Origin of the sequence: Collinsella sp. AM18-10 (assembly GCF_003471585.1) — a bacterium.
In the GTDB taxonomy this organism is placed as follows: Bacteria; Actinomycetota; Coriobacteriia; order Coriobacteriales; family Coriobacteriaceae; genus Collinsella.
Genome location: NZ_QRJO01000002.1, coordinates 81076 through 93658, shown reverse-complemented (window position 1 = coordinate 93658; position 12583 = coordinate 81076). Strand labels below are relative to the sequence as shown.

General features: G+C 62.8%; 12 protein-coding genes. All 12 read right to left on the bottom strand.

What is annotated here, in order from left to right; genetic code table 11:
• Positions 1 to 67: 67 nt before the first annotated feature.
• From DW211_RS02460 to DW211_RS02405, 12 genes are read right to left on the bottom strand one after another with little or no spacing between them, the layout of a single operon-like run.
• Positions 68 to 907, bottom strand: a complete 840-nt coding sequence (locus DW211_RS02460; protein WP_118259014.1) for a formate/nitrite transporter family protein — start codon at positions 905 to 907, stop codon at positions 68 to 70.
• Positions 908 to 946: 39 nt separating this feature from the next.
• Positions 947 to 1450, bottom strand: a complete 504-nt coding sequence (gene hycI, locus DW211_RS02455) for a hydrogenase maturation peptidase HycI (protein ID WP_118259012.1) — start codon at positions 1448 to 1450, stop codon at positions 947 to 949.
• Positions 1450 to 2031 (bottom strand): formate hydrogenlyase maturation HycH family protein, encoded by a 582-nt coding sequence (locus DW211_RS02450; RefSeq protein ID WP_199576652.1) that lies wholly within the window; start codon positions 2029 to 2031, stop codon positions 1450 to 1452. The genes hycI and DW211_RS02450 overlap by 1 nt, the downstream gene beginning before the upstream one ends.
• Positions 2032 to 2814, bottom strand: coding sequence for an NADH-quinone oxidoreductase subunit B family protein (locus DW211_RS02445; RefSeq protein ID WP_118259010.1), 783 nt, complete (start codon positions 2812 to 2814; stop codon positions 2032 to 2034).
• 2 nt (positions 2815 to 2816) lie between these two features.
• Positions 2817 to 3533: a formate hydrogenlyase complex iron-sulfur subunit gene (locus DW211_RS02440; RefSeq protein WP_118259009.1), complete on the bottom strand. Its 717-nt coding sequence runs from the start codon at positions 3531 to 3533 to the stop codon at positions 2817 to 2819.
• A gap of 1 nt (position 3534) precedes the next feature.
• Complete coding sequence (locus tag DW211_RS02435; RefSeq protein WP_118259006.1) at positions 3535 to 5307, bottom strand: NADH-quinone oxidoreductase subunit C; 1773 nt, start codon at positions 5305 to 5307, stop codon at positions 3535 to 3537.
• A 3-nt stretch (positions 5308 to 5310) separates the two neighbouring features.
• Positions 5311 to 6870 (bottom strand): hydrogenase 4 subunit F, encoded by a 1560-nt coding sequence (locus DW211_RS02430; RefSeq protein ID WP_118259004.1) that lies wholly within the window; start codon positions 6868 to 6870, stop codon positions 5311 to 5313.
• 3 nt (positions 6871 to 6873) lie between these two features.
• Positions 6874 to 7527 carry a hydrogenase 4 membrane subunit gene (gene hyfE, locus DW211_RS02425; RefSeq protein ID WP_118259002.1) on the bottom strand — a complete coding sequence of 218 codons (654 nt, stop codon included), beginning with the start codon at positions 7525 to 7527 and terminating at the stop codon, positions 6874 to 6876.
• 13 nt (positions 7528 to 7540) lie between these two features.
• Positions 7541 to 8998, bottom strand: coding sequence for a hydrogenase 4 subunit D (locus DW211_RS02420; protein ID WP_118259000.1), 1458 nt, complete (start codon positions 8996 to 8998; stop codon positions 7541 to 7543).
• Between the two features lie 15 nt (positions 8999 to 9013).
• Positions 9014 to 9940 carry a respiratory chain complex I subunit 1 family protein gene (locus DW211_RS02415; RefSeq protein WP_118237871.1) on the bottom strand — a complete coding sequence of 309 codons (927 nt, stop codon included), beginning with the start codon at positions 9938 to 9940 and terminating at the stop codon, positions 9014 to 9016.
• A gap of 12 nt (positions 9941 to 9952) precedes the next feature.
• On the bottom strand, positions 9953 to 11971 hold the full coding sequence (gene hyfB / locus DW211_RS02410; RefSeq protein ID WP_118258998.1) for a hydrogenase 4 subunit B: 2019 nt from the start codon (positions 11969 to 11971) through the stop codon (positions 9953 to 9955).
• Positions 11964 to 12581 carry a 4Fe-4S dicluster domain-containing protein gene (locus DW211_RS02405; RefSeq protein ID WP_117584077.1) on the bottom strand — a complete coding sequence of 206 codons (618 nt, stop codon included), beginning with the start codon at positions 12579 to 12581 and terminating at the stop codon, positions 11964 to 11966. The genes hyfB and DW211_RS02405 overlap by 8 nt, the downstream gene beginning before the upstream one ends.
• Positions 12582 to 12583 lie beyond the last annotated feature (2 nt).

Below are 12583 nucleotides of genomic sequence, written 5' to 3'. Positions count from 1 at the left end.
CCCGGGCCAAAAAAGCCTCCCGCACGGCAACGCCCCGCGGGAGGCCCAACGTCAAACAGACGGTACCTTACGCCTCGGACTTCTTGGCGTAGATAAACCAGTAGCCAAGCGCGACCAGAACCGCGCCGCCCACGATGTTGCCCAGCGTGGCGGCGGACAGGTTAAACGCAATGCCCGCGGCGTTGAGCGCATCGGCGCCGGCGACGTCGGCACCATAACCGCACGCGTGCATCACGGCGCCCATGGGCAAAAAGTACATGTTGGCGACGCAGTGCTCAAAACCGCAGGCCACAAAGGCGGCGATGGGCAGCAGAATGCCCACAACCTTATCAACCACGGTCTTGCCGGCGGTACCGATCCACACGGCCAGGCACACAAAGATGTTGCACAGGATGCCGCGGAAGAAGATCGTCACCCAGTCGATCGTCACCTTGCCGGCGGCGACGCTCACCATGGAATTGGCGACCGCCTCGCCGTTGAGCTTGTAAATGCCGGCCATGTACACCAAAAAGACGATGAACAGGGCACCGACAAAGTTACCGACCCATACGACGACCCAAGCCTTGAGCATCTGAGCCAGGGTGATCTTTTTACTCTTGAGCGCGCAGACCATAAGCGAGTTACCGGTAAACAGCTCGGCGCCGCACACCAGCACGAGCACCAGGCCCAGGCAAAAGCACAGGCCGCCCACGACGCGCTGGGCGCCCCAGCCCAGCGTGCTGTCGCTCAAAAACACCGTAAAGAACAGGCCGCCGAAGGCGATGAACGCGCCAGCGAACATTGCCAAAACAAAGGCCTTTGCGACCGGCAGGTTGGCCTTGGTCACGCCGGCGGCCTCGGTCTTGGCCTCGATCGCAGCGGGCGCCAGGCAATCGGGAGCGGGGTACTCCACCTTGGAATCTGCCATGTCAATCACTTCTTTCCTAATCAGCAGAGACAAGCGCTCCTATTGCTCTTGCCCCAAGCGGACAAAGTGGGAAAAGTCGTTGGCGGCCACGGCGTCGTACACGGCGCCGACGGCGTCAAAGACTTCCGGGGACATGGGGTTGTAGAACTCCGTGTCGCCCGGCTGAATCCCGACGAAGACGATATCATCGCACGATTGCTCGATTTCCTCGATCAGAATCGACAAGGGAAGCGAATGCGTGGTGAACATCGACTTGCGGGCCACATCGCGTTTGTCGAGCAAACGGATGGACCCGACGGGCAGCGCCATGTCGGCGGCATCGACCAAGACCAGGCGCGGCGGACGCTCGCGCTTGACCTCGATGATGTCGTCTTCGGGCGTTTGGCCGCCGTCGATGGTGTACCAACCGGCAATGGGCGCGTCCTCCATCTTTTTGGAGAGCACGGGGCCGGCGGCATCGTCGGCACGCAGCACACTTCCCGCCGTGAGCACGATACCCGCAAACGGGGCGCCGTTCACACGTCCATCCACAACGCGACCCATTACTGCAACCTCCCCGTCAGATACACGCCCGACACATCGCGCACGCGCTCAACCAGATCGCGGAACTTCATCAAAAACGCGACCTGCTGGGCATGCAGGCCAAAGTCGTCATCGAACACCGAGATGCCGGCCTTGGCAGAACCGCGAAAACCGCGCTCGTCGAGCAACGCATCGCAGGCCTCGAGCAACGACGGCACCGCCGTCTTGTCGAGCTGGCACTCACCAAAGGAGCGGATGGCCTCAAACTTGGTTTTGGCCTCCCCCTCCGGCAGCGCGTCGACGAGCGAATAGAAGACGTTCACCGGCACCGACAGGCGCGGCTCAAAGCAGTCGAGCACGCCGGTGTGGTGGCCCACGGCGAGCGTGTAGTACAGCACGTCGCAGGCCTCCTGGGGAACGTCTTCCTCGGTCTCCACAAACTTACGCGTGAGCTCGTAAAAGACCACTTGATCGGGCGCATGGCCCAGGCAGGGGTCGGCGACGCCCTCGGCGGCCTCGTCGCTTGCGCGCGAGGCATCGCCAAAGGAGCCGCCGAGCATGCCGGGGCCCGCAAAGTAACCAGAGCGGTCCGTGAGCTCCATCTAGCGACCTCCGGCCAGCACCAGATCCTGCAGCGCCGAGTACACCTCAACGCGGCGCGGATCGTCCTGCTTGTCGATGAGTAGCGCCATGGCACCGCGGATATCGCCCTTGGGCGCACCCTCGAGCGTATCCATAAACTCGTTGGCCAGGTCGCGGCCGTAACGGTAGCCGCTCATGGCGCGAGCCTCGCGCTCGATGGCAACGCGCAGCTTGTACGGCACGCCGGGGTGCAGGATATCGGCCTGCTCGCCGGTAGCCTCCACCGTGGTCTCGGCATGGAGCTTTTGGTCCAGCAGACCAAGCGCCATGGCAAAGCCGTAGATGGTCTGCGCGGGGCTGGGCGGGCAGCCGGGGATGTAGACATCAACCGGCAGGATCTTATCCGTTCCGCCCCAGACGCAGTAGTTGTCGTAGAAGATGCCGCCAGTGCAGCCGCACGCGCCATAGGACACCACGATCTTGGGATCGGGCGCGGCCTCAAAGGCGCGCAGGGCCGGCATGCGCATGGCGCGCGTCACGGCGCCGGTGTACAGCAGCACATCGGCGTGACGGGGCGAGGGCACGACCTTGATGCCAAAACGCTCGACGTCGAAGACGGGCGTGATGGAACCGAAGATCTCGATCTCGCAGCCGTTGCAGCCGCCGCAGTCAACACGGTAGACGTACACCGAGCGCTTGATCTTCTTAAGAAGGGTCGCCTTGGCCTTCTCGATGCTCTCGTCGAGCTCGATCTTGGTCGGGCGGTACTGGAGCCGCTCGGGCAAAAGCGTGGGTTCGGCCATGGTTACTCCTCCTTCGTTTCAAAATCCATGATGATGCCCTCGACCGGTGCAGGTCCAGCGGGGATCTCGGGCGCATCGGGGTTGAGCTCGCGGTCGACATACTCCGGATTCACACCGTGGCCGCCCAGATACTCCATGCCGGGGCCCTGGGGCTCACCGGACGCAAGCGTCTCGTTGGCAGCCATGCCGCGCGCGTTACCGGTCTTTACGGCCGAGGCGGCGCGCAGGGCGTCGAGCTCGCGCTTGCACTCCTGGCACATACCAACGGTACGGGCGGCCTGGATGGCCTCCATGCCGCCGGCCTTTTGCAGCAGGCGCTTGGCGTAGTCGATCTCCTTGTGCGGGGCAAACGGCTTGCCGCAACGCGAGCAGTGCTCGAGCGTATAGACGCTCTTGCTGGTGAGGTCGTCCTTGCTCATGACGGCCAGCTCAAACTCCTCGGTGAGCTTGATAGCCTCCATGGGGCAGGCTTCCTCACAGCGGCCGCAGAAGATGCAGCGACCGTAGTCGATCGACCAGGTGATGGTATCGGCCACAAGGTCGGTGTCCATGCGAATGGCATCGGCCGGGCACGCCACGCCGCAGGCACCGCAGGCGATGCAGAGCTCCGCGTTGTGCTCGGGCTTGCCGCGCATGTCCTTGTTGGTGGGGAACGGCGCAAACGGGTACTTGACCGTCGCGTCGCCGGCCTTGGCGTTGACCTTCCAAAGCTTCAGCATATTAGAGCGCCTCCTCATCGAGCGGAGCGGCCATGGTGCCCTCGCCCGCAAGCGGCGACTTGTCGCGCCAGACGTTCTCGAACTGCTCCTTGTCGAGCACGTGGTCGCGCTTGGCGGCGACATCGGTCACCGTCACGCGGTCGGTGCAGGAGTAGCACGGGTCGAGCGAACCGACGATCAGCGCCGCGTCGCCCACGGTGTTGCCGCGGAACATGTAGCGCAGGACCGGCCAGTTGCTGTACGTGGCAGCCTTGGCGCGCCAGCGGTAGCACTTCTGGTTGTTGCCGAGCATCGCCCAGTGCACGTCCTCGCCGCGCGGCGCCTCGGTGGCGCCGATGGCGTACTTGTGCGGGGTGTACTCCCAATCCGTGGTGAGGATGGGGCCCGACGGGCAGTTCTCGAGCATGGTCTCGATCATGTCGATCGAATCGTAGACCTCCTGGATGCGAACGGCGGTACGGCCGAAGGCGTCGCAGGTGTCGGCCGTGGCGGCGTGCATCTTCTGAATATCCGGATCGGCGTAGCCGTCGAAGGGATGGTCAAAGCGCACGTCGCGGGCATAGCCCGAGCCACGCATGAGCGGGCCGACCGGCGAGAAGTCGCGTGCGATCTTGCGGTCCAAGATGCCAATGCCACTCGTACGCTCAATAAAGTTGGGCGTGGAGAGCAAGACGTCGACAAGCTCCTGAACCTCGGAGCGCAACTGGTGGATGGTCGTGAGCGTGGAAAGCTTCTGCTCGGCCAAAATGTCGCGACGCACGCCGCCGATCACGTTGAGACCGTAGGTCTTACGGTGACCGGAGAGCTTCTCGGCCAGGTCCATGGACTTCTCGCGGACGCGGAAGAACTGCTGGAAGCCGGAGTCGAAGCCCGTGTAGTGGGATGCGAGGCCAATGTTGAGCAGATGCGAGTGCAGGCGCTCGACCTCGAGCATGATGGCGCGAATGTACTGGGCGCGCGGCGGGACATGAATGCCCTGGGCGCGCTCGACGGCCTCGGCATAGGCCACCGAGTGGGCGCAGCCGCAGATGCCGCAGATGCGGTCGGCGAGGAACGTCACGGCGTCATAGTTCAGGCGCGTCTCGGCGACCTTCTCCATACCGCGGTGCACATAGAACAGACGGTAGTCGGCGTCGACGATCGTCTCGCCCTCAACGAACAGGCGGAAGTGGCCGGGCTCGTCGGAGGTGATGTGCAGCGGGCCCATGGGGACGAGCGTCGTCTCCTTGCCCTTGGTATCGGCCAAGAACTCGTAGTTTTCCATGTCGCTCGCGGGAGCGGGACGGAAACGGTAGTCCATGGAGTCCTTGCGCAGCGGGTACAGGCCGCTGGGCCAATCGTCGGGCAGCACCAAGCGACGACGATCGGGCAGGCCCTCGGGGATCAGGCCGAACATGTCGCGAAGCTCGCGCTCGCCCCACACGCAGGCGGGGACGAACGGCGTCACGGACGGGAACGTCATCTTGGCGGGATCGACCTCGGTGCGCACGGTCACCCAACCGGGGTCCTCCCCCTCCATGGAGATGACGTAGTACACAGCGTAACGGCCGCACAGACTGCGCTCATCATTGCCGATGATCACGGGAATCCAGCCGTAGCGCTCGTAATACAGGTAGTGGACGGCCTCGGGCAGCTTGTCCTGCTTGACGGTAATCGTCAGCTGGTCCTCGCACTGCCACTCGACCTTCTCGATGCAGCCCGGAACGGCGCGGCGCAGGGCCTCGACATGGCTCTCGCAGCGACGGGCATACACCTTGTTCTCAGTTTCAATCATTCGTTACTCCACCTCGCTCTGAGCGGTCTCGGTACCGAACACAGCGCGGTACATCGGCGTCGCGTGAAGTTCCTCGGTGCTCTGCTCGAGCACGATGCCGGTCGCGGTCTCCACACCGTGCACGAGAGGCAGCGGGGTGGCGATGCCAAACCACAAGATCATGACAGCCAGGATGATTTCGGGGATAAGCATGAGCGCCGGGGCCTCATGCTTGCCCATGCCCTGGGGCGCATGGCCGAATACCGACTTGAGTGCGATGCGGGTGAGCGCGGAGATGGCCACGGTAAGACCGAGGGCGACCACGACGACCAGCCACATGGGACCGGCGGTAACACCGGCGACAAAAGTCAGGAACTCGGAAATAAACATGCCAAAGGGCGGGAAGGCGGCAAGGCCGAGCAGCGCCAGGATGGCGAGTGCGGCGGTTGCGGGTGCAACCTCAACGACGCCTTGAATCTTGGCCAGGCTACGCGTGCCAAAGGCATGCTGGATGTTGCCGGACACGCAGAAGGCAAGCGTCTTGGTAAAGCCGTGGAACACGCAGTGCAGCAGGGCCGCGGCGATACCCAGCGGGCCACCGATACCCAGGCACAGGGCGATAACGCCCACGTTCTCCACAGACGAGTACGCAAAGCGGCGCTTGAGGTCGTCTTGGCGAAACATCGAGAGTGCCGCCACCAAAATGGACAGCGTGCCGACGATCAGCAGCAAAAGTTGCGGATACTCGGCGCCCACGGCCTGGATAGTAAAGCCGTAGGAGCGCATGATCACAAGCATGGCGCACTTAAGCAGCACGCCCGAGAGCAGGGCCGAGACAGGGCTCGGGGCCTGGGAGTGGGCATCGGGCAGCCAAGTGTGCATGGGGAACAGGCCGGCCTTGGTGCCAAAGCCAATCACGACAAACGCAAAGGCGAGGCGCATGAGCGTCGGGTCGAACCGGTCGGCATACGGCAGCACGCACGACAGGAATGCGGCCTCGTGGGCGTTGGGAATCACGTCGGCGGCGTTGGCGTAGATCAGCAGCGTACCGAACAGGCCGAAGGCCACGCCGGCGGTGCAGACCATCGCATACTTCCAAGAAGCCTCGAGGGCCGTCTTGTTCTTGTAGATACCCACGAGGAACACGGTGGAAAGCGTGGTTGCCTCCACGGCGGCCCACGTGAGGATCATGTTGTTGGACAGGCACGCGAGCAGCATGGTGAACACAAACAGGCTAAACAGCGCAAAATACTGCTTGGCGCGCTCGGCGGGCATGGAGCCCTCCTCGATATCGGCCTTTACATAGGGCAGCGAGAACAGCCCCGTAAGAAAACCGATAAAGCCGATGAGCAGCACAAAGATGGCGCCCAGCGAATCGAGGTGGAACCACAGGCCAAGAGCGCTCGCGGTGTCGCCGCTCATAAGGACGTCACCGGCCGTCACAATCGACAGCACCAGGACGGCTGCGACGGAGACCAGGTTGAGACCGGCAAACACGTTATAGGACGTGTTCTTGGGCAAAAACGCCATGACCAGCGAGAACACCAAAGGAGTCGCGAGCAGGGCGAGAATCAGCGTTTCCATGGACTACCCCCTCAGCTCGGACAGGTCGCGCGCATCGAGCGAGTGGGAGTCGTCCCAAATGCGACGCACGACGATGGACATGATGATAACGGCAAAGATGGCGTCGGTGGCGATACCGATCTCGATGATCTCGGGAGCGGTGGGGGCCAAAAGCGCGAGCGTCACATGGCTGCCGTTTTCCATAAGGCAGTATCCAAAGATCTGCTTCATGATGTTGCGCTGCGAAATGATGCAGGTGAGGCCCACAAAGAAGTGAGCGAAGCTAATGGCGAGCGCAGGCGTTGCGACCTCGGCCGTGGGCAGGCTGATCTGCGTCACGACGGCAAAGCAGATCGCGACCTCCACGGCGATGATGCAAATGGCCCACGCGGGCTTAAGGCCGGCCTTGAGCGAAGCGTCGCTCGGCTCGCCCATCTTCTTGTATGCGCGGTTGAGGATATAAGGGACCAAGACGACCTTGGTGATAAAGGCAGATCCAGCCCACATAAGCAGCTCCTGCGCACCGGTGGTGATACCGAGCGTGGCGAGAAGCCCCACGAGCACCAGCGACTGCACCGCATACCAGCGGATGGCATGTTTGATGTTCTTGGAGACGACCACCATGGTAGACGTGACGATCAGAAGGCCGCCAAGGATGTTGACGATCGAATAACCCATGTCGTTCTACCTCCTAACCGATCCAGCTGGCCGAAAGCGGGCCGCTGACGATGACCATGATGATGAGCACGATGAACACGAACGCCATCGCGCGGGGAAGCGGGGCTCCCGCAGCGACCTCTTCGCTCGGCTCGCCGGGCAGGCAATAGCCCATCCACTTGAGGAACCAGGCAAAGGTGGCGACAGTCTCGGCGACCATGATGCACACGAGCACCAGGATCGCGACGTTGCCGGCACCCACAGAGAAGCCGCCGGCGATGATCTGGAACTTCGAGAAGAACGTGTTCATGGGCGGCACGCCGGCAATGGCGAGCGCCGCGACACCAAAGCCCACGCCCGAAATCGGGTACTTCTTTACGATGCCGCGAAGCTTGGGCAGCATACGCGTGCCGAGGGTGAAGGAGAACGAACCGGCAATCAGGAAGAACAGCGTCTTGGCGAAAGCGTGGTTAAAGATGTGGCAAACAGCGCCATCAAAGGCCAGCTGGCTGCCAAAGACCGAAAGGCCCAGACCAAAGAACACATAGGAGAGCTGGGCGATCGTGGAGAAGGCCAGCAGACGCTTCATGTCCTTTTGCGGCAGGTACATAAGGAAACCAAAGAGCATGGTGACCATGGCGTCGATAATGGCAACCCAGCCCACGATCTCGGGAATCTCGCCGGCAGAGACGAGTGCACGCGCGAACACGCACACGCCGACCTTGACCATCGAGGCACCATGCAGGTAGGCCGAAACAGGCGTCGGCGCCTCCATGGCCGAAGGCAGCCACATGTACATGGGAACCTGTGCGGACTTGGCCCAGGCCGCAAACAACACGAGCAAAAGGACGATGGCCTTGAGCTTGGCATCGAGGCCGGCAATCGCGGTAATGGCGAAGGTGCCGGTGTGGGCAAACACAATGGCGGCGCCCAGATACAGGCCGAGCGCACCGATATGCGTGATGATCAGGGCCTTCATGCCGGCCTTCTTGGCCGTAGGCGTCATGTAGTAGCTAATAAGGCCCCAAGAGCACGCACCCGTGATCTCAAAGAACACGAGCTGGCCCAAAAGGGTCGAGCTGTACACGAGGCCGGCCATGGCGCCGATGAAGGTCGCGAGGTATGCGTAGAAGCGACGACGCGGCGCGTCGGGATGCTCACGGTTATTCTCGCTCATATAGGGAATCGAATAGATCACGACAAGCAGGCCGATACCCACAAAGGCGGGCGCGAGCAGCGTGCTCATGCGATCGAAGGTGAATCCCATGACGAGGGTCTGCCCAAACGAGATCAGGGGGACCTGCGTGTCGGGCATGCCGGCGCCGGCGAAATTCGCGGCGAGGGCGATGGTGCAGGCCGTCGAGACGGCGGCACCCAAAACGCTGAACCACTTGGCGTACGGACGGGGGAACAGGGCGACGAGCACCGAGGCCACCATCGGGGCCGCGATAGCGACCAAGCCGAGAAGGGACAGACTGACTGCAAATGACATTGTTTCTCCCTTCTCCTACACGCCGACGACCACGAAGACAAACGCCAGAACGGCGATGCCCACGACGGCCCAGGTCTGATTGCCAAGCACCTTAAAGCGCGAGCGCGAGCAGGAGTTCTCGATCACGCCGCACACGACAAAGTCGATCAGGCACTTCACCAGGAAGATGACCGCGCCCAGAACGGCGGCGGCGCCCACGGTCGCGGGCTCGCCCCAGGGGACGAAGATCGCGCAGAACCAGGCGACGACCAGGACCTGCTTCATGGACATGGCGAGCTTGGCCATCGCAAGCGACGGGCCGGAAAGCTCGGCGAGCGGACCTTCCTGGAGCTCCTGCTCGGCCTCGGCCTGATCAAACGGCAGCTTGCCGAGCTCCATATAGCAGGCAATCGCAAAGGCGATGCCGGCGAGGATCACGGCGACCGGCGCGTCGACGGCGCCCGTCATGATGTGCTGACCCATGGTGGCGATGTCGGTGGAGCCGCACACCAGGGCCGCGGCAAACAGCGCCAGCAGCATGGACGGCTCGATGAGCACGCTCATGAGCAGCTCGCGGACGCCGCCGATACCGGCGTAGGCGTTGGACGAATCCACACCGCAGAGGGCGAAGAAGAAGCGGGCAAGCGCCAGGCTGTACATGATGGTGATAGCGTCACCAAAGACCGGGATGGGGCTTTGTGCCGTAAAGAGCGGCAGGCCCATCGCGAGCATAAAGGCGACGGCGAAGAACAGCGGCGGCATAATGCGAAGCGCAAAGCTCGCGTCCTCGCTCTGGGACTCGGGGCGCGCAAAAAGCTTGGCCAGGTCGCGGTAGTCCTGCATGATGCTGGGGCCGCGACGGTTGTGCATCTTGGCGCGGATCACGCGACCGAGACCGGAGAAGAACGGCGCGACGGCCATAACGACCACGCCCTGCAGAACGGCAAGTACGATGTTGTTCATGCTCTCCCCTCCTTAACCCATTTGCACGGCGAGCACGAGGAACACCACGAGTGCCGCGACGATGTAGCAGATATAGATGCTGTAGTTGCCGCCCTCGAGCTTAGTCGCGAGGTCGGCGAGCTTCTCGACGCCCTTATGCGGGGCATCGACGAGAACCTTGTCGGGTACGGGCTCCACAGCCTCGGCCACACCGGTGAGCTTCTGGAAGAAGTGCGCGATGGACCAGCAGACGGCCGTGCAGCGGTCGCGCAGCGTGTAGAGCGGCTGCATAAACCAGGACACCTCGGAGGCAAAGGTCGTGGCCACGACGGGCATATGCTCGTTGGGAGCATAGCCGCATGCCCACGGCTGGGACTTCTGCACCTTGCCGACGGTCTTGAGCTTGCGATAACCGCAGGCAAGGCCGACAAGCACCACGAGCGCAATAGCGATCGCGGGCGTGGAGGTGGCAGCGCCGGAGTACTGGTTCATGAGCTCCATGCCCTCGGCGGCAAACACGCCACCGTACGGATGCAGCACGGACGCGGCGACATCGACCAGCACGGGAACGATCACGGGAGCGCCAATGCCCAGCACGACGCAGATGGCCGCGAGCAGGCCCTGCGCAAACACCATGGGGGCGGGAACCTCCTTGGCATTGGCCGCGGCCTCGGAGCGGGGCGCGGAGGCAAAGGAGACGCCATAGGCCTTGACGAAGCACGTGACGGCCAGCGCGCCGGTAATGGCAAGCGCGACGGCAGCGAACACGGCCACGATCATGACGGCCTTGTCGCCCTGCATGGCGGCATTAAACAACGACTGGTAGGTAAACCACTCGGACACAAAGCCGTTGAAGGGCGGGATGGCCGAGATGGCAAGCGCGCCAATAAGGAAGCAGATGGCCGTTGCCGGCATACGGCGGAGCAGGCCGCCCATCTTCTCCATATTGCGCGTACCCGTGGAGTACAGCAGCGCACCGGCGCCCAAGAACAGCTCGCCCTTAAACATCGCGTGGTTAAACGTGTGGTAGAGGGCGGCCATCAGAGCCAGGACGGCGATGCCGACCGAGTTGAGCGCCATGGCGGCCATGGAGGCGCCGACGCCGAGCAGAATGATGCCGATATTCTCGACGGAGTGATAGGCCAGCAGGCGCTTGATGTCATGCTCCTGCAGGGCGAAGGCCACGCCGAGAACCGACGAGATCGCACCGAAGACCATGACCATAAGACCCCACCAGACCTGAACGCCCGAGGCGGAGAGCAGGTCGAGGCCCACCTTGAGGATGCCGAAGATACCGATCTTGATCATGCCGCCGGACATGAGGGCACTCACGTTGGACGGCGCCTCGGGATGTGCCTTGGGCAGCCAGCCGTGCAGCGGGATGATACCGGCCTTGGCACCAAAGCCAAAGAAGGCGAGCACGAAGCACGCGGATGCGACCGCGGGGCTAAACTGCGTGGCGCGGAAATCCGCAAAGGCAAACGAGCCGCCGGCGAAGTTAGTCATGGTGAGGAAGCTCGCCATGATGAGCACAAAACCCACGTGCGCGATCACAAAGTAGAGCCAACCGCCATGGATGGAGTTCTCGTTCTCCTCGATCACAACCAGGAAGTACGAGGTCAGCGACATGAGCTCAAAGGCGACCAGGAACCAAAACACGTTGTCGGCGGTAATGACGAGCATCATGGACGCCACGAAGGTGTTAAAGAAGAAGCCAGCGCGGCCCTTTTTGCCCGGGTACTCATCAAAGTAGTTGAGACCGTAGATCGAACCGGCAAACGCGAGCACCGAGATGAGCGCCACGAACAGGCCGGACAGCTGATTGAGCAGCAGCTGGAAATGGGCAAACGGGAAGAACACGATGGTGTCGACCGACGTGACATCGCCCAGCACGGCCTGGATACCGGCCACAAACGAAAGCACCGCGGCGACGGCGCCGATAAGGCAGCCGGCGGTCTTGGCGGCGTTATCGGCCTTGATCAGCAGAACCGAGGCGAGCGCACCGATGCACGAGACGGCAAGCGATGCGATAAACAGCGTCATGCTATCCATTGTTTACGCTCCCTTCTGCTTTCTCGGACAGGCCCTGGGCCACGGCGGTAACGTCGACGGCCGGACCGTTTTCGATCGAGCGCAGGCGCTTGGCCTCGTCGAGCTCGCGATCGGCCGCGCCGCCCATGACGGTCAGCGCCTTGGTGGGGCACGCCGCCACACAATGCGGGCCGTCCGGATCGAAGGCGCACAGGTCGCACTTGACAGCGCAGGTGTACTGGCCAGGAGCCCACGTAAGCAGGCTGCTCAGGGACTTAGGATACGAAGGCGTCGGGTCGCACATGCCTGCGACACCGGCGATAGACGTGCCATCGGGATGGATGGCTCCGAAGGGGCACGCGATGGCGCACAGCCTGCACCCGATGCACTCCTGCTCCTTGACGTGGATGCGATCGCCATCGTGCTCGATGGCATTCACCGGGCAAACCTCGGCGCAGGGGGCACCCTCGCAATGGTGGCAGGCAAGGGCGGCCGAAATACCGCCGGTCTTCACGAGCGCCAGGCGCGGCGTATCCTGAAGACCCTGCATCCGGTGGGCGTCGGCACAGGCGGACTGGCATGTTCCGCAGCCGATACACCTCTCCGGGTTGATGTCGATGAAGCGGTTCATCC